A 17,271-nucleotide genomic window follows, 5' to 3' on the forward strand; every position below is an offset into this window, starting at 1 on the left:
GGGACGCTCCGCGTCCCTGTCGGATCACTAGTGAATAATCCAGCTCAACAACCAAAGCCCCAACAGCAACCAAATGATCCCCATGATGATCGACGCATTCATGAACGCCCGAATTGCCGACCACAACAGCATCAACCCAAGAATCAACGCGATGATGCTGATGATCGACGCGTCCATGCCCAGCGCACGGGACAGCCCTTCGACAAAGTTGCTGCCGGCGTGGCTCAATAGATTGAACAAGCCACTGAGGCCGTCAACGATGAAACGGATAACCGAACCGAGTGCCTGGCCGAGCCATTCGAAAAAACTTTCTACCTGCATGTCGTGAGCGTCCTTGATGAAAGTGGTGGTGTGGTTGCCGGGTCTGAGCCTTGGGCTATCGAGCAGGGTGCCGAGTTCCCTGCAAGCATAATGGTTTTGCAGCGCTTGCTGCTTGCCTTCACTCCTCATCCCCCCGAAGCTATACGCCTTCAGGAGAGCCCGATGAACCTTGTTGAACTGACCGAACGCCTGCACGCCATTCGTGACCGCAATGATTGGCAGCCATTTCACAGCCCGAAAAACCTGGCCATGGCTGCGAGCGTGGAAATGTCCGAGCTGGTGGAGATTTTCCAGTGGCTGACCGAAGACCAGTCGCGCCAGTTACCGGCAGACAAACTGGCCCATGTCGGGCAGGAAATCGGCGACATCGTGCTCTATCTACTGCTGCTGTGCAGCGAGTTGGGATTGGACATGAATGAAGTGGTGCGCAGCAAACTCGCGGACAGCGAACGGAGGTTCAGCTGATGAGCGACCGTCATTTCGATCAGCTGGCGACCCGCTTCGCCGAAAAAATCTATGGCGGTGCCAAAGGTGCGATCCGTCTGGCGGTGCTTCAGGCCGACCTGGCCGAAACCTTGCCGGACCGGCCGCTGCGAGTCCTGGACATCGGCGCCGGCCTGGGCCACATGTCGTTGTGGCTGGCCCAGCGCGGTCATGAGGTCACGCTGGCCGAACCCGCCGAACCGATGCTCGAAGGTGCCCGCCAGCGCTTTGCCGATGCCGGGCAAACAGCGACGTTCATACAGGCGCCGTGGCAGGAACTGCTCGGCCAACTCACTGAACCCTACGACCTGGTGCTGTGCCACGCCGTGCTGGAATGGCTGGCCGAACCGCATGCGATCCTGCCGGTGCTGCATCAATTGACCCAGCCAGATGGCTGGTTGTCCCTGGCCTTCTACAACCGCGATGCGCTGATCTATCGCAACCTGCTCAAAGGCCATTTCCGCAAGATGCGCAAGAACGAAATGGCCGGTGAAAAGCAAAGCCTGACGCCGCAGCAGCCCCTTGATCCCCGTGAACTGGCGGCGCAACTTGAGGGCCTTTGGCAGGTCGAAACCCAGAGCGGGGTACGGGTTTTTCACGATTACATGCCGGTGGAATTCCAGGCCCGCGTCGAACTGGTGGATTTGCTGGAAATGGAACTGGCCCACCGTCGTCACCCAAGTTTTGCCGGGCTTGGGCGCTACTTGCACTGGATCTGTCGGCCGGTCTGATCGGAGCGCGAAATGAACAGTCGTTCGGGGTTATTGGTGATCTGTCTCGGGTTGGCGGCCTGTCAGGGCAGCAATCCTTATGTGGCGTCATCCAACCCCTTGCCACCCGCGCCGCCTCAGGCGGCCAACACCTTTGATCGCAGCGCCTACCCGGCACCGCCGCGCGACTACGGGCGTTACCGCAACTGGGCCTGGCTCAACGGACGCCTGCCGCCGGGCACCGCCTGGGCGGATTCGGCGCAGGTCGCCGAAGCCGTCAGCAATGCCCTCGATCAACGAGGCTTGCGCCCGCTGCACGACAATCGCCCGGCGGATCTGTTTGTCAGCGCCGACCTGCGCCTGGAAACCCGCCTGCGTCAGGTTCGGGACGACTATGGTTATTACGGCGGCGGTTATGGCGGTTACAACCGCTACGGCAGCGGTTACGGCATGTACAACACCGTGCCGATCGTTCGGACTTATCAAGAACAGGTCGTGGTGGTGCAGGTTGATCTGTTCGATGCCGGCACCGGTCAACAGGTGTGGAGTGCCAGCGCCGAAACCAGTAGCCGAGGTAGCCAGAGCGAGCGTGCCGATGCGATACGGGAGGCTGTAGAAAAGGCGATGTCGGCGTATCCTCCTAGTTAGCTTCTGTCGTTAAGAAGCTTTGCGCAGGTTCATGTCTTCTACCGGAGAAATACCATGTTCCGACGTCTCGCTTTACTGGCTGTGGCCGTGCTGCTCAGTGCCTGCGCCAACCAAGTCAATCATGACTTCGATGCCAGCCGCGACTTCGCCGCCTATCGCAGCTGGAGCTGGAAAGAGCCAGCCCTGCAATATCGCCCCGATGACCCACGGATCAAGAGCGACCTGACAGATCAACGTATCCGCCAATCGGTGAGCGATCAGCTGGATCAGCGTGGCCTGCGTCCGGCTGCCGCTGGAAAAAAGGGCGATTTGAGCGTGCAAACTTATCTGATCGTCGAACAGCGCCAGCAACAAGTGACCACCCACTACGGCGGCGGTTGGGGTGGTCCGTGGAATGGCTACTGGGGTGGGCCGATGTACAACGAAACCCGTAACGTCAGCTACAACGTAGCGATCATCCAGATCGACCTGCTGGATGGCAAGGACGGCAAGCTGGTGTGGCGCGGCAGTGACGAGCAGATGCTCAGCAGTACGCGGAATCCGTCTGATCGCGCCAATGCGATACGTGAAACAGTCGGGCGAATCCTCGCCAACTATCCGCCGAAATAAACACCACCCGACCCTGTAGGAGCAAAGCTTGCTCGCGAAGGCGGCGTCACATCGAGAAAAGATGTGACTGATAGACCGCTTTCGCGAGCAAGCTTTGCTCCTACAGGTTTTTTGTTGTCCGCACTGGCATGTTGCCAGCAGCCCCGCCAAGTCTTGTCTACACTGCTGTTCACCCATGGAGGTAGCCCTCGGCTGTGCACCGGCAAAGGAGTGTGCGATGTCTCCCCGTTTGCAGTTTCGCAGCCCGTCCCGGCAACGGGGGGCGATCGGTTTGATGGCGGCCCTGACATTGGGCATGGCCCTGATGTTCTTGCTGATCGTGGTCGACAGCGGTCGTTTGTACCTGGAAAAACGCAACCTGCAGCGCGTTGCGGACATGGCCGCCCTTGAGGCGTCCACCCGAGGGGGTGATTGCGCCGCGGGCAACACCGCCACCGTCTACGCCACCGCCAGCGCAAACCGTAATGGCTTCACCCTTCCTGACCCCAATCGCAATCTGCTGGTCGCTTGCGGCGCCTTGACCCTGGATGCCAATAACCTTCGGGTATTTGGCGCCGACCCAAGCAAGAGCGAAGCCATTCGGGTGATCGCCAGCCATCCGGTCCAGCAGAGTTTCGCCGGCGGTGTCGGTGCCCTGTTCGGTGGCGCCCCTCGTGGAGCGACCATTAACCTGACGGCCACCGCTGTGGCCGCATTACCGCCACCCCTGGCTTCGCTGACCATCCGCAGTACGGCGCTGAGCGTCGATACCAGCAAGTCCGCCACGCTCAACGCGCTGTTCGGTGGTTTGCTGGGCGGCAATGTCAACATCACTGCGGCGGGCTGGAGCGGGTTGGTGAACACCAATATCAGCCTGCTCGGTTACCTCGACCGGCTGAAGATTGACCTTAACCTCAGTGCTGCCGGGTATGACCAGGTGCTGGGCACTACCGTTGCCGTCAGCCAACTGATCCAGACTGTCGTCAATGTGCTGGACCCTGGTGGCACGCTCGGCGCGACGGCGACAATTGGGAGTTTGCAGGCGCTCAAGGTCGCGGCTGGCACGACGACGGTGGTACTCGGTAACCTGCTGCACGTCGAGACTGGCAGCAACATTTCGACGCTGGCGACCAATCTGAAGGTGTTCGACCTGATCGAAGCTGTCGTGCAACTGGCCAACAAGAAAAACGGCTTGGTGGCGACGTTGCCGATCAATCTGGCGGGCCTGGCGCAAATCACCGCCCGGGTGCAGGTGCTGGAGCCTCCGCAGCTGTCAGCCATCGGCAATCCGAAAAACGCCGCGCTGGCTCCATTGGGGCCCAACCGCATCTATGTGCGAACTGCCCAGATCAGGACATTGCTGTCGATCGACTTGCCGGTGCTCAATTCCATCGTGGCGCTGATCAATGCGGCGGCTGATCTGGCAGGCCCGCTGACCAACACACTCAACGCCTTGCTCAATCTCAACCTGGTGGGAGTGCTCAACTCACTGACCTGTGCCTTGCTCGTGCCCTGTCAGACTCCCGACATCATCGTGCTGCCGCCACCGATACGTATCGACGTGGCGCTGGACGTTGCCAGCGCCAACAGCTATGTCACTGCCTACAGTTGCGTCAGTACCACCAACAAAACCCTGACCACCAACACCAGCACTTCGCTGGTAAATCTGAAGATCGGCAAGATCGATCCAGCCACCGCTTTCGGCAGCAACACCACGCCACCGGCGGTAGTGGTACAGCCGTTGAAGGTGATCGATATCGGGGTGAAAACCTGTCTGAGGATTCTGTTCCTGCCCATTTCCTGCGACCCACGGATCCCGGGCGTCGGCGGCGGCATCAGTATCATGGCCGACACGACCGTGGCGCAGAACGCCAACATGCCCCACGTCTATTCTGCACCGCCGGCCACCAGCCTGCCGGAGATCAACCAGCCACCGTTCTACTATTCCTATTCCACCAGCAATATCGTCAGCAGCCTTACCGACACGCTGACCAATCTCAAGGTCAACATGTACGGCCCGACGGGCAGTCTGGTCGGTGGTCTGGGGGTGATCCTCAGCAGCGTCACAACATTGCTGGTCAACGCGATCAGCAGCGTGCTCAGCCCGTTACTCGACGCCTTGATCAACACGCTGCTGCTCAGCCTGGGAATCGATCTGAACAAGGTCGATGTCGGTGCCAACCTCAGTTGTCACTCGGGACGAGCGACGCTGGTGATCTGATCGTCGGTGGCAATCGGCAGTTCGATACAAAACCGTGCGCCCTCGACCGAGTTTCTGACGCTCAGTTTTCCGCCCATGTTCTCGACGATGCCGTAACTCACCGACAACCCGAGCCCGGTGCCGACACCCACGGGTTTGGTGGTGAAGAACGGTTCGAAAATCCGCTCCAGCAACCGCGGATCGATACCACCGCCGTTGTCCTCGACCCACAGCCGCACCGACTGCGCATCTCGTTCGACGTACACCGAGATCCACGGTTTGAACTCGCGGTCGGCCTCGCGTTTACCGAGCAACGCATCCCGCGCGTTGACCATCAGATTGATCAACACCTGTTCGAGTTGATCAACATAACCGCGCACCTGCACGTCGAATCGGGTGTCGCTGACCCGCAGATCGACCCCTTTGCCGCGCATCCCTTCGGCCAGCAGCGACAGCGTGCCTTCGATGGCTTGCGCCGGGTTGAACGGATGCTGCTCGATCTCCGAGCGGCGGCCAAACACCCGCATGTGATCCACCACCCGGGCGGCGCGCTGCACCTGGGCATCGATGCGGTTGAGCTTGTCGGTCAGGTAATCGATTTGTGCATCGCCGTTGTTCAGGCGCTTGAGCACATTGACGATGGCCATGCGCATCACGTTCAGCGGCTGGTTGATTTCATGGGCCAGCCCCGTGGCCATTTCGCCAAGGGTGGCCATTTTGGCGCTCTGGGTGAGCTGCTGCTGGGCGCGGCGGACCTCGGTGTTGTCGCGACCCACGGCCTGAATCTCCAGCAAGCGGCCGTCCTCATCAAACACCCCGCGATCCGACCAGACCCACCAGGCATGTTCCCGTCCCGGCAGTTGCAGGTTGATTTCCGCGGTGCTGACCGGGAACTCCGGGCTCAGATGGCCGAGTCGCTGGAGAAACGTTTCGCGCTGTTCCTGCGACATCCAGGTGCCCAGATTCACCCCTGGCAATTGCTCGGGCTGGCACTCAAGATACGTCGCCAGCGGACGGTTGCCGAAGGTCAGGGTCAGGTCGGGGCGGTAGCGGCAGATCATCGCCGGCGAGTCTTCCACCAGGATCCGGTAACGTTCTTCACTCTGTTTCACCTGCTCGGCGGCCAGGGTCGCTTCGGTGACGTCGAGCCACAGACCGACGGCTTCCACCGGCAGGCCAAGGTCATCGCGCAGCAGTCTGGCTTCATCGAGCATCCAGTGGTAATCGCCGCGACTGTCGCGCAGCCGGTAGCGGGTGCGTACCGAACCTTCTCGCAACAGGCGTCGGGTGCGCTCGAAATACTGATCGCGGTCCTCGGGGTGAACCCTTTCAACCAACGCCCCCGCCGCGCAATCAGCCAGTGTCCAGCCAAGCAGCGGCAGCAGGCTGTCACTGAAAAACGTCGGTTGCAGCGCACCTTCGACGTAGCGCTGCACGTAGATCACCGCTGGTGAACTTGCGATCAGATTGTCCAGTCGGGCATGGGCCGCTGCAGCGTTTTGCTCCTGGTTTTTGATGTCGCTGATGTCGAGCATGAAACCCACTAATCGCCGGTTTTTGCCGACGCCCAGGGCCTGTCCCTGAAGGCGATGCCAGTTCGGGGTTTGTGCCAGGCGTACACACAGCAGCAACGGGGTGCCCTCGTCCTGTAAGGCTTGCAGGCGACTGCTCAGCTCTTCACGGTCGGCGGGATGCACCTGATCAAGCCAGTCGTGTAGCGGCAATCGGGCGCTCGCAAGGTTGAAAGTACTGGCCAGCGACGGCGCCAATTGCACCTCGCGAGTGTCGCTGAACACTTCCCACCAGCCGGTGCCGAGCAAGGCTTGCAACGACTCCAGCCGCTCCAGTTGCAGTTGGTGCCGGTGCTCGCGCAAACGCTCCAGCAACGGGCCCGCGAGCGCGGCGGCGAGCTGCAACCAGTCGCGATCATTCATGTCGGGTGCATGTTGCTGCACCGGATAAAAGCCACACAACAACCAGGCGACCACCCCTTGCGCATCGTGATAGGGCACCGCGAACCCTTCGGCATTGCCGAAGATGCCTTGCAAACGGGGATGTTCACCGGGGGGCAGGCGTTGCGGCGCAGAGCCGTTCAGGCTGTCGAGGCCGGTGCCCAGGCGCTGAGCGTCTTGCCACAATCGGGGTGCATCGAACGCTGCGTAATGCTGATGGATCTGCCAGCCTTCCTCCTGTTCATCGAGCAAGGCCACCGCGACGCATGGAATGCGAAAGCGCTGGGTCAGGCCTTGCAATTGTTCCACAAGCACCTCGGGCAGGCGCGTCAGGCTGCACAGGCGTAACTGCTCGCCGATCTGCGCCGCGAGCAACTGGCATTGCTCGCGGCTGCGTGATTGTCGGCGTTCGAGCAACAAGTCACCGATGTCCAGCAACTGCAACAGCCAGGCATCGGCTAACGGCTGGACCCAGCCGCGCAGGTGCAGGGGTTGTCCGCTGAGGCTGTAAAAATCCAGATCCAGCGTCTGTCCCAGCCAATCCGCAGGCGAGCCTTCAACGGCGAGGCAGCTGTGGGGCATGAGGAAATCGAGTAGGTGCGGTGCTTGCGCAGCGGGCTTCTGCTGGGCCAGCACATGCCGCAGCGGGCCGGTCAGGTGAATCACTCGACCTTCGGCATCCAGATGCACCTGCAAGCCAACACTTTGCACGCTCAGGGTTTCTGGCGTGTCCAGCGGCTGAGGCGGATGGCGGTTCAGCAGGCGGCCGAAGAGTTTGTCTGCGGAACTCAAAATTGCAGGCTCGAACTGGCGGAGAGGATTGCCGGCAGATTGGGCACCTGGCCAATCCCCGGCAGGTTCAGAAACGGGATGACCTGCTGCAGTTTGCTGGTGGGGTAGTCGATGCGGACCTTCAACACCCCGCCCACGTAGGTGGCGCTGGCGTCGGTGGCGATATTGAAATTCAGTGCGGCGGGAATCCAGGCCAGTTGCAGGCTCAATTCCGTGGTGGCGACGGTTTTTACCGCGGTGTCGTACCCGGGGGTGCTCGGGTCCAGTGCCACGCTTCGGCGCACGGCTTCGGCGGTCGACTGGTTGAACGATTGCATCAGCAACAGCGGCAGACTGTACGTGACAATCCCATAAAACACGGCGAAAAAGATGAGGAACACCAAAGCGAACTCAATCGCTACAGCGCCTTTTTGCTTGCGGGGGAGGCCTGTTTTCATGACTGCGTCTACCCTGACATTCACTACGTAATATCAGCATAGAATCATTCAGCCAAAACGGACGTTTTTTACGGATGCAGAACTTTGTCCTACTGATCTGGCTGACGCTTTGCGCAGCGCAGGATGCTCGAGAACGGCACATCGCCAATGGCCTGACCCTTGGCGCAGGAGTGTTGGCGCTGGCCTATCTGCTGTGGACAGGCACCACCTGGCTGGGGGCCGAAGCGGGGCAGGGCGGTTGGGCTTGTTTGCTTGCGCTGGCCTTTACCTTGCCCGGATACGCGCTCAGACGCCTGGGCGCAGGCGATGTGAAACTCATGACCGCCCTGGGGCTGGCGACGGACGGTATGCACCTGCTCGGCGTGTTCATCGGCGCCGGATTGGCCAGTGTGCTCTGGCTGCTGCTGGCGCCAAGAGTCTGGCTTCATCTGGGTCAAGGGCTTAGGCATCGTCTTCGATATCTGGGGCCTGGAATGTCAAAGAAACAGCCCTTTGCGCCCTTCGTGCTGGTAGGCCTATTGCTCACACTCGTCTGGCTCCACTAGCCACTGGTTCTATGTACAGAGTCGGAAAGTACGTCTACTTTCAAACCAGTAGTTGTACCGCCTATGGCTATCGGTACAGGAGTGGTCAGCAGGGAGTTGCTCGTGAACAAGCCTACCTCGGCAATGAAAATCCTCGTGGTTGACGAACAGCGGTTGATCGTTGAGGAGCTTTGTGAATTTCTTGAGCGCAGCGGTTATCGCTGTGTGCCTTGCGAGTCTAGCCGGCAGGCGGTCGAGCGTTTCAGTGAGGACGAGGCGATCAGCCTGGTCCTCTGTGATTTGCACATGCCCGGCCTGGACGGGATTCAATTGGTTCAGGCGTTGCAGCGTCTATCCGGCAAGCACCGCGCATTCGAGGCGATCATGCTCACCGGGCGTGCGGACAAACAGGATGTGATCAAGGCGTTGCGGGCCGGGTTTGCCGATTATTATCAGAAGCCAATTGATCTGCATGAGTTGCTCGACGGGATTGCGCGTCAGCAAGTGGCGTTGCTGGAGCGGCAGAAGAGTGTGCAGCTGGGGCATTTGAATCAGAAGCTGCAGTATCTTTCCGAGTCGATCGATGATCTGTATCAGGATCTGGATAAGGTTCGGCGTGGGCCGCGGTTGTCGGTTTCCCCTGATGACGATGTCAGTGCTGTGGATCGGGTTGAGATTCCGGCGATTTTCAGTCATCTGTCGCCAAGGCAGTTGGATGTGGCGCGGTTGGTGGGCAAGGGGCAGACCAATTATCAGATTGCCTGTGAGTTGGGGATTACCGAGAACACGGTGAAGCTTTATGTGTCGCAGGTGTTGCGGTTGACGCATATGCATAATCGGACGCAGTTGGCGCTTGCTTTGACGCCCATTCATTCCGGATTGCGGCAGCGGGTCACCGCTCACTAAAAATGTGGGAGCTGGCTTGTCGGGTCGCCGCATCGCTGCGATGGCGGCCTGACAGCCGACCTGTATTTGGTTTATTGCGTGCTGCAGGCGAGCTAACGCTCGGCCTGTTGAGTGGTGAAGGACGGCGGGTGTACGCCGGTTCATTGTGGGAGTGAGCTTGCTCGCGAAAGCGGCAGTTCAGGCACAACAAATTCCGGATCAAGACTACCCCCCCGTCCCACCGTCCACCTGTCCGCTCTCATACTGATCAAAGTACTCCGGGATCTCATGCTGATAGCTTTTCAGCCAGCGCTGCATGCTCAGCTCGCGCTCGGTCGCGGTTGAGGTTTGCGGTTTCTGGGAAGCCGCCTTGTTACTGCGTTGCAGTTGCAGCCAGCCTTCGGTTTCCTGCTGTTGGGGCGAGGCGGGGCCGGGGTCGATGGCGTGGGTGGTGAGGGGCAGGGCCAGCAGGCCGAGGCAGTAGAGGGCGGTCGGTTTCATCAGGGCTTCTCCCTATTGAAGGGGCGATGTGGCGACGGCGGCAACGTGGTTCGTGGCCGTCGGGCCGGGTTTGCTTGGGGTCTTGAGTCTTTCTGCGCGGGCCTGGGCTTCGGTGACCTGAGCGGGGCTCAGGCCGAGGCGGCTGACCAGTTCGGCGGCGCGGCTCCAGTCGTCCTGGTAGATCAGCAGCGTCACCAGATTCAACGCCGCCAACTGATCACTTTGCTTGAGCTCCATGGCCGTCAGAAATTCGAAGCGCGCATCCTCGACGCGTAATTGATTGAGGTACACCACGCCCAGGTCGTTGCGGATTTTCTCGTCGGTGGGCGCTAGCCGTGCGGCCCGTTGCAAGTGGGCCTGGGCCAGGCCGTTGTCGCCCCTGGCGGCGGCGAGTTGGCCCAGGCCGTGTTCGGCTTCGGCGGCCAGGCAACTGCCGAGCAGGCTGCGGTATAACGGTTCGGCTTCGCTGCGGCCCAGCAGTCGATAAACTTTGGCCTTGCGCAGGCGCACATCCGCCAGGTTGTCGGGCAGGCTTTGCAGGTTGGCGAGGCTGGCGTGCAGTTTGCCGTCATTGGCCATGTCATCGGCGAGGTTCAGCGACAGCTGTTCATCGGAGGACAGCTTGGCGCAACTGGCGGTGTTGGTCAGGGTGCTCCAGGGTGTCGCGCCGTTACTCGCGCAACCGCCTAATAACAACAGACTCAACCCGGCAATGATGGCTTTCATAACGTTCCCTCTAGGAAGCAAAGGCCCGGGACAGGGCGGTGAAGCCCGGGCCGGCCAGTACGATCAATAACGCCGGGAAGAGAAACAGCATCATCACGACGGACATTTTGGCGGACATCTTGGAGATGTATTCCTGCAGGCGTGTCAGGCGCCGGTCATCAAGCAGTTGCTTGAGCGCCAGCAGTGATTTCATCGCGCCGCCACCCTGATGGATCAACTGCTGAAGGATGACGCAGGTGTCGGTGAACTCTTCGACGGCCAGCAAGCGAGTGGCCTTGTTCAGTTCTTCGCCCAGTTCCAGGCCGGAATCGACCCGGGCCAATACCAGACGCAACTCATGGGTCAGGGCCGGCAATAATTGTTTGCCTTCAATGCTCAACACTCGCAGCGACTGCTCCACCGCCATGCCCGATTCGAACAAAATGCGCAGCAGCCCAATGAAGGTGGAAATCTCGGTCGCCAACTGTTTTTGCCGGCGCTGGGCGGCTGCGGCCAAAAGGCGTTTGGGGAGCAGGTAGCCGATGCCGGTGGCAAAGGCGGGGACGAGCCATTGGTTTTCCACGTGCGGGAAAAATATCCCCTGGATCAGCAAGCTCAGGGCCAGTGCCAACACCGGGGCGCCCACCTGGAAGGCCGCGAACAGCGAGCGTCGCCGAGCGCTGCGCCAGCCGAGGCGATTGAGCAGGGTCTGGGTTTCATTATCCAGATTGACCGAGCGTTGGCCGATCCGGCTGCTACCCAGCACCTGCAGCCAGTGACCCACACGGTCGTCATTCAGCCGTTTGCCGTCCAGCCGTCGGGCCACCTGACGAGCCCGTCGCTGCTGTTCCAGCAAACTGCCGAGCAGTAATAACGTAGCGCCCAGAAACAGCAGCGCGCTGATCAATAGAGGCATTTTCATACGCTGCGCAACATGCGCCAGAGCGCCAAGCTGCCCACCACCTGCAGGCCGAACGCGGAGGCGAGCATGATTTGCCCCGAGCGGTCGTCCCACATGGAGAGCAAATAGAGGGGGTTGGTCGCCAGGAAATAGCCGGCCAGGCCAATCGGCAAACAGCCCAGGACCCACGCGGTCACCCGGGTTTCACCGGTCATGGCCCTGAGTTGGCGCGCAGCCTGCTCGCGCTCGCGGATTATCTTGATCAGGTTCTCCAACAGCTCACTGGCATTGCCGCCATAGCGGTGATTGACTCGCAACCCGAGCGCGAACAGGCGCAGTTCATCTTTCTCATACAGTTCGGCGAGGTCCGAGGCGGCGTCCGGCAGGCTGACCCCCAGCTGCACGTTGCGCTGAACCCGGCCCATGGCATTTTTCAACGGATCTTCGGCGGCGTCGATGGCGCCCAGCACCGCATCGGCCAGGGTCCGCCCGGACTTCAGGCTGCGCACTGTGTGATCGAGCATTTGTGGCAGTTGTTCGATCATGCGCTGGAGTCGGCGCTGATAACGCCAATTGACATACAGACGCAGAATCAGCGGCGGCAGCAGTAACAGAACCAGCAAGCCGATCCAGCCACTGGTAGCAAATCCGAGCAAGATGCCAAAGGCCCAGAGCAGCAGCCACACCCCCAGTCGCTCAGTGGGGCGCCCGAGGCCGGCGCGCAAAAAGGCCCGCTCCACACCCGACCAGGACGATTTCAGCACCACCGGCTCCGGTTGCCCCTGAGTCAGACGGCCCAGCACACGCTCGGTGCCGGTCTGGCGCAAACCGTTGTAGAACAGACGGATCGACAGCCCGAGCAAGATCAGGCAAACGAGAATGAGCAGCAGCGGTTTGAGCATGCTGTGGCCTCAGTACGCAGAGGGAGAGAGCGCCGACTCACGGCGCAGTTTGTCGCCCGCGGGGTTGACCGCCTCACGCATAAAACCGAAACCGCTGCGCCGGTCGAGCCGGAACAAGGTATTGGTGACGTAGACGTCATCGCGGATGCCGACTACCTCCACCACCTCGCTGACGCAGCGGCGGCCGTCGGGCATGCGCGTCAGCTGGATCACTACGTCCAGTGCGGCGCAGATCATTTGCCGCAGGGTGCGTTCGGCGATGGTGCGTCCCGTCAGGCCCACCAATGTCTCCAGGCGCAACAGCGCATCCTGGGCGTTGTTGGCGTGCACGGTGCTCATGGAGCCGTCGTGGCCGGTGTTCATTGCGGTGAGTACGTCCAGCACTTCGACGCCACGAATCTCGCCGAGGATGATTCGGTCCGGGCGCATCCGCAAGGCGTTGCGAATCAGGTCACTGGCCTTCACTTCGCCGTGGCCTTCGGCATTCGGTGGTCGGGTTTCCAGGCGCACCACGTGAGGGTGGCCCAGTTGCAGTTCGGCGACATCTTCGATGGTGACGAGTCGCTCGTGAGGGTTGATCAACTGGCTGAGAATATTCAGCAGAGTGGTCTTGCCGGTGCCGGTGCCGCCGCTGATCAAAATGTTGCAGCGCTTGCCCACGGCCTCCTGAATGAAATCGAAGATTGCCTGATCGATGGTTTGCATCGCCATCAGGTCAGAGCTTTTGAGCATGTCCTTGCGAAACTTTCGAATCGACAGGCAAGGGCCGTCGAGGGCAATCGGTGGAATGATCGCGTTGACCCGGCTACCGTCGGGCAGTCGGGCATCGACCATCGGCGACGACTCATCAAGCCGGCGGCCGAGGGGCGCGAGGATCCGTTGCATAACCCGTTCGACGTGATGCGCGTCGATGAAACGCAGGTCGCTTTGATGCAGTACGCCATCGCGTTCAATGAACACCCTGTGCGGGCCGTTGACCAGAATCTCCGTCACTGCGGGGTCGCGCAGCAGCACTTCCAGGGGGCCGAAACCGGTGAGTTCGTCGACGATTTCTTCGGCCAGACGCTCCATTTCATACCGGGAAATCGCCAGGTGCAGCCGGGCGATGTACTCGGCAGTCTTGTCGACGACGAACTGCGAGAGCACCTGCCGCGAACCCTCCAGCAGGTTTTTGCCGGACTCCTCGATGGCGTCGATGATGTAGCGGTGCAGCACCAGTTTCAGGCCTTCGTGGTCGGTGTTGCCGCTGGTTGTGCCGACAGGGGCGCCGAAGAGTTTTTCACCGCTCATTGCGCACCCCTCAAGCGGTTGAACCAGCCAGACTTGGGCTTGGCCAGGCTCTCGGAGCGCTTGGCCAACCGTTCGCCGAGGGCGCGCAAGCTTTGAGTCAGGCCTTCGCGGGGGGCCAGTTCAAACAGAGTCACACCTTGGTTCTTGGCGTTAAGCCGCAATTCCGGGCTGTAGACGAGGGTCGCGATGACCTCCATGCCGAAGCTTTTGCCCAGGGTATCGGAGTCCGGTGAAACGTTGCGCAGGTAGCGGTCCACCAGCAGTTTGGCGTGATCGAGCTTCATGCCTTTTTCACGCCACAGGTTGAGTACCGCCAGGTTGCGGCGGCAGTCGAGTACGTTTTGATCGGTGTACCACAGCAACTTGTCGCAATGGCTGACGAAGGTGCGCAACGCTTCGCTGTCCGGCTGGCCGGTGAGGTTCACCACGATGTGCTGGAAGTGTTGGCGCAGGGCGCTGAGCAGCATGTACAACTCGGCGGCACTGGTGTGCTCCAGCGGTTCATCGTGATCGGCGTAGGCGAGGATCCGCAGCCCCGCGTCGCAACGGGTGAAGGCGCTGTCGATCAGCGTCGCATCGAGGCGCCGCAAATGCCTGAGCGCATCGCCGAAGTGAAACGAACTCTCCAGCCCGAGCAAGGCCAAGCTGTCACCGTGTGGCAGGCCCAGGTCCAGCAACAATGTTTGCTGACCGCTCTTCTGCACCACTTGCGCCATGTGGGAGGCGAGCAGCGCGCCGTCGGCGTTGCTCTGCACACCGTAGAGCACGGTCAGGCCACCCAGTTGGGTATTCGAGGCCACCGGCGGCAGCCGTTTGCTCAGCCGTCGCACCAACCCCGCAACTTCGCTGGAACGCGAACCATAGGCCACGAAATCCCGTGCACCGGCACGCATGGCATTGAGCACGAGTTGGTTGTCCATGCCGTCGCCCAGCGCAACGATCGCCAGCATCGGCTTGGCTTCCAGGGCACCTTCGATCAGTGCGCTTTGGGCCACCACGTGTTCGCGGTCCAGGCCGATGAACACCAGGCTGGCGAAGGTCACGTCCACCAGCGCCAACAGTTCGTCGAGGCTGCCGCCTCCGGCGCTGACCACCTGGCCCAACGGGGCGAGGGCGCCTTGCAGCCACTCAAGGTCGGTGCTGTTGCGCGTGATCGCGAGGAAGGTCTGGCTCAGGTTCTGGCTCATTGCGATAATCCGCTGCGTTTATCGAAGTTGCCGTTTTCGAGGAAGTACAGGCGATACCAGTTCGGGTCATAGTTGCGCAGCTTTTCACCGGGCAGCGACGGCAGTTGTGCGTTGGCAGCCAACGGTTGGACCAGGTGCGGCGTGACGATCATCAGCAACTCACGCTCTTCGCGGTTGACCGATGAGTTGCGAAAAAACGCACCGAGAATCGGGATATCGCCCAGCCCTGGAAACTTGCTGACTTGCGAAGTGTTTTGAGTGCTGATCAAACCGCTGATGACGAAACTCTCGCCATCGGCCAGGGAAATACTGGTGTCGGTGCGGCGTATGGTGAACGCCGGAACGGTGGTGCCGCCGATGGTCACGCCGTTGTTGTAATCCAGTTCGCTGACCTCCGGCGCCACTTTGAGGACAATGCGGTTGTGACTGACCACGGTCGGCGTCAGCGTCAGGCGGATGCCGAATTCCTTGTATTCGATGGAGTAACTGTTGCTGTTGGCGCTGGGCACCGGAATCGGGATTTCACCGCCGGCCAGGAAACTGGCGCTCTGCCCGCTCAAGGCCACCAGGCTCGGCCGCGCCAGGGTGTAGGCAAAGCCGCTGCCTTCCAGCGCATTGACGATGCCGAGAAATTTACTGCTGCCACCGCCCCAGACAATGTTGAAACTGTCGTTGAGTAACGGAATACTGGGCACCGCGATCCGCGGATCAATGTTGAACAGTGGCACCACGCCCGGCGTCACGCCGGTATTGGGTACCGTGCCGGGCGCCCCGAAGAGGAAATTGTTGGAGCCCTTGCCGAAAATCGACGTGCCGGCCTCTTTCAGTTTGGTCCGGCTGACTTCGACGAAACGAATGTCGGTCTGTACTTGCGACGGTAGCAGTGGGTCATCAGAGGGTAACCGTGTAGCGGTGGTCATCGCTGCGGTGGCCTTGCCCTGAACGAACACCATGCTCTGGCGCGGAGCGTTGGCGCAGGCGGTCCAGACCATCAGGCTGGTGGCGCCTGGGGCCACTCCGGTGAGTAAAAATGCCTGATTACCGTTGACTCGCACGTCGGCGATTTTCGGGTCACCCACCGCCACCCGAGTGATCGCCACCGGTGATTGCACCTCCTGTTGCAGCCCTTCACTGACTTCCAGCACCGCAGGCAACGAACCGAGCGCGGCGCAGTTGCCGACGGCTGCGAACGTCACACCGAGCGGCAGAACGCTCAGCAAAGAGACCCAGAGAAGGCCTTGGAATAAGGGCATGGAACGACTGCGCATAAAGATGCGTCCTTGCTCGACTCAGGGAATTTGTTGGGTGATTTCATTGCCGCGGATGACTTCCACGCTCGACTTGCGCGGTGCTGTGCCGCCGTTGGTGGCGACTGGTTTGGGTGGGGGCGTCATGGCCAGTTGGCTGAACTGGATCAACTCGCGGTTGGCACTGGCGAGGTTGGCCGACGAATCGCTTTCGCCGGCCCAGTAATGAGCCAGACGTTTTTCATCGGCGCTGCGTACGGCAAGGCGCAACACGCCGGTCTGGGCCGCCAACATCAGGCGACTCAATAGTTGTTCGGGGACGGCAAGCAAGACGCTGCGGGCGCTGGCGCGCGATTGTTCCTGCCTGAGTTTTTCTTCGTTGCTGCGGGCCGGGCTTGTGGGTTGACCGTCGTTGGTCAACCCCATCTGTTCACCCACCCCGAGCACCCGCAAGGCCGGCACCACCAGTTGAGCCGATGGCTGAAGGTTGTTGTTGTCCATGCGCAGAAACAGCAGCACATCGACATAGTCCCCCGGTGTCAGTTGCCCACCGGCATTGATCACTTCATCCACCGCGACGGCGAGGGCGCGTTCATCGGGACGAATCATCCGTGCCAGTCTGCCGCCGGCTTCGAAGCTTTCATCATTGAGCCAGCTGCCGGCAGTGAGGGCGCGCCAAGGCGTGCGGCCAATCGCTTGATCGAGGCGGGTCAAGCTGCCGGCGGGTGCGGTGCGGAGTTTTTCCAGGGCAACGTCGGCGGCAGTGATCGGCGCGAATGGCGGCACGTCATGAAGGAGTACCACCACCGGTTGGCGGGTGTCTTCCACCGGCGCAGGTGTCGGGGCCGCGGGCACGGGCGCGACAACGCTGGATTGCACGACAGGCTCGGGGGCCGGTTGACGGCTGAGTGTGAGGCCCCAGTAACCGGCAATGATGGCGCCCACCAGAAACAAACCGGCCAGGCCCAGAGTGATACGACTGTTCATGACGGCTCTCC

18 protein-coding genes are annotated in these 17,271 nt (G+C 60.9%); 7 read left to right on the forward strand and 11 right to left on the reverse strand.

Annotated elements, in window-relative coordinates; translation table 11 throughout:
• Positions 1-27: 27 nt before the first annotated feature.
• Positions 28-321, reverse strand: a complete 294-nt coding sequence (locus tag ACYZTU_RS04440; protein WP_033059560.1) for a hypothetical protein — start codon at positions 319-321, stop codon at positions 28-30.
• 162 nt (positions 322-483) lie between these two features.
• Between ACYZTU_RS04440 and ACYZTU_RS04445 the strand changes: the two genes are divergently transcribed.
• From ACYZTU_RS04445 to ACYZTU_RS04465, 5 genes are all read left to right on the forward strand, one after another.
• On the forward strand, positions 484-786 hold the full coding sequence (locus tag ACYZTU_RS04445) for a MazG-like family protein (RefSeq protein WP_461968315.1): 303 nt from the start codon (positions 484-486) through the stop codon (positions 784-786).
• Positions 786-1,535 (forward strand): methyltransferase domain-containing protein, encoded by a 750-nt coding sequence (locus ACYZTU_RS04450; protein ID WP_461968317.1) that lies wholly within the window; start codon positions 786-788, stop codon positions 1,533-1,535. Before ACYZTU_RS04445 ends, ACYZTU_RS04450 begins: the two co-directional genes overlap by 1 nt.
• A gap of 12 nt (positions 1,536-1,547) precedes the next feature.
• Positions 1,548-2,162 (forward strand): DUF4136 domain-containing protein, encoded by a 615-nt coding sequence (locus tag ACYZTU_RS04455; protein ID WP_461968319.1) that lies wholly within the window; start codon positions 1,548-1,550, stop codon positions 2,160-2,162.
• Between the two features lie 54 nt (positions 2,163-2,216).
• Positions 2,217-2,771: a DUF4136 domain-containing protein gene (locus tag ACYZTU_RS04460; RefSeq protein WP_461968321.1), complete on the forward strand. Its 555-nt coding sequence runs from the start codon at positions 2,217-2,219 to the stop codon at positions 2,769-2,771.
• A 217-nt stretch (positions 2,772-2,988) separates the two neighbouring features.
• Entirely contained in the window at positions 2,989-4,971 is a 1,983-nt protein-coding gene (locus ACYZTU_RS04465) for a pilus assembly protein TadG-related protein (RefSeq protein WP_461968323.1), read from the forward strand.
• Here the strand turns inward: ACYZTU_RS04465 and ACYZTU_RS04470 are convergent.
• Both ACYZTU_RS04470 and ACYZTU_RS04475 read right to left on the reverse strand, forming a co-directional pair.
• On the reverse strand, positions 4,941-7,694 hold the full coding sequence (locus ACYZTU_RS04470) for a PAS domain-containing sensor histidine kinase (protein ID WP_461968325.1): 2,754 nt from the start codon (positions 7,692-7,694) through the stop codon (positions 4,941-4,943). The genes ACYZTU_RS04465 and ACYZTU_RS04470 overlap by 31 nt on opposite strands.
• On the reverse strand, positions 7,691-8,131 hold the full coding sequence (locus ACYZTU_RS04475; protein ID WP_461968327.1) for a TadE/TadG family type IV pilus assembly protein: 441 nt from the start codon (positions 8,129-8,131) through the stop codon (positions 7,691-7,693). Before ACYZTU_RS04475 ends, ACYZTU_RS04470 begins: the two co-directional genes overlap by 4 nt.
• Before the next feature lie 74 nt (positions 8,132-8,205).
• Here ACYZTU_RS04475 and ACYZTU_RS04480 point away from each other — a divergent pair, with 74 nt between their 5' ends.
• Both ACYZTU_RS04480 and ACYZTU_RS04485 read left to right on the forward strand, forming a co-directional pair.
• Positions 8,206-8,676, forward strand: a complete 471-nt coding sequence (locus tag ACYZTU_RS04480; RefSeq protein WP_461968329.1) for a prepilin peptidase — start codon at positions 8,206-8,208, stop codon at positions 8,674-8,676.
• A gap of 102 nt (positions 8,677-8,778) precedes the next feature.
• Positions 8,779-9,561: a response regulator gene (locus ACYZTU_RS04485; protein ID WP_461968331.1), complete on the forward strand. Its 783-nt coding sequence runs from the start codon at positions 8,779-8,781 to the stop codon at positions 9,559-9,561.
• A 204-nt stretch (positions 9,562-9,765) separates the two neighbouring features.
• Here ACYZTU_RS04485 and ACYZTU_RS04490 read toward each other — a convergent pair whose 3' ends face one another.
• The 8 genes from ACYZTU_RS04490 to cpaB are packed head-to-tail and all read right to left on the reverse strand — an operon-like array spanning position 9,766 to position 17,260.
• Entirely contained in the window at positions 9,766-10,041 is a 276-nt protein-coding gene (locus ACYZTU_RS04490) for a DUF3613 domain-containing protein (RefSeq protein WP_461968333.1), read from the reverse strand.
• Positions 10,042-10,053: 12 nt separating this feature from the next.
• Positions 10,054-10,767 carry a hypothetical protein gene (locus ACYZTU_RS04495; RefSeq protein WP_461968335.1) on the reverse strand — a complete coding sequence of 238 codons (714 nt, stop codon included), beginning with the start codon at positions 10,765-10,767 and terminating at the stop codon, positions 10,054-10,056.
• A gap of 10 nt (positions 10,768-10,777) precedes the next feature.
• Positions 10,778-11,668 carry a type II secretion system F family protein gene (locus tag ACYZTU_RS04500; protein ID WP_461968337.1) on the reverse strand — a complete coding sequence of 297 codons (891 nt, stop codon included), beginning with the start codon at positions 11,666-11,668 and terminating at the stop codon, positions 10,778-10,780.
• On the reverse strand, positions 11,665-12,549 hold the full coding sequence (locus tag ACYZTU_RS04505; RefSeq protein ID WP_461968339.1) for a type II secretion system F family protein: 885 nt from the start codon (positions 12,547-12,549) through the stop codon (positions 11,665-11,667). The genes ACYZTU_RS04500 and ACYZTU_RS04505 overlap by 4 nt, the downstream gene beginning before the upstream one ends.
• 9 nt (positions 12,550-12,558) lie before the next feature.
• Positions 12,559-13,839, reverse strand: coding sequence for a CpaF family protein (locus tag ACYZTU_RS04510; RefSeq protein ID WP_461968341.1), 1,281 nt, complete (start codon positions 13,837-13,839; stop codon positions 12,559-12,561).
• Positions 13,836-15,026 carry an AAA family ATPase gene (locus ACYZTU_RS04515; RefSeq protein ID WP_461968343.1) on the reverse strand — a complete coding sequence of 397 codons (1,191 nt, stop codon included), beginning with the start codon at positions 15,024-15,026 and terminating at the stop codon, positions 13,836-13,838. The genes ACYZTU_RS04510 and ACYZTU_RS04515 overlap by 4 nt, the downstream gene beginning before the upstream one ends.
• Positions 15,023-16,294 (reverse strand): type II and III secretion system protein family protein, encoded by a 1,272-nt coding sequence (locus tag ACYZTU_RS04520; RefSeq protein WP_461968344.1) that lies wholly within the window; start codon positions 16,292-16,294, stop codon positions 15,023-15,025. Before ACYZTU_RS04520 ends, ACYZTU_RS04515 begins: the two co-directional genes overlap by 4 nt.
• Positions 16,295-16,315: 21 nt before the next feature.
• Entirely contained in the window at positions 16,316-17,260 is a 945-nt protein-coding gene (cpaB, locus tag ACYZTU_RS04525) for a Flp pilus assembly protein CpaB (RefSeq protein WP_461968346.1), read from the reverse strand.
• Positions 17,261-17,271: the final 11 nt, after the last annotated feature.

The sequence above is a fragment of the Pseudomonas sp. HLT2-19-2 genome (assembly GCF_054898005.1).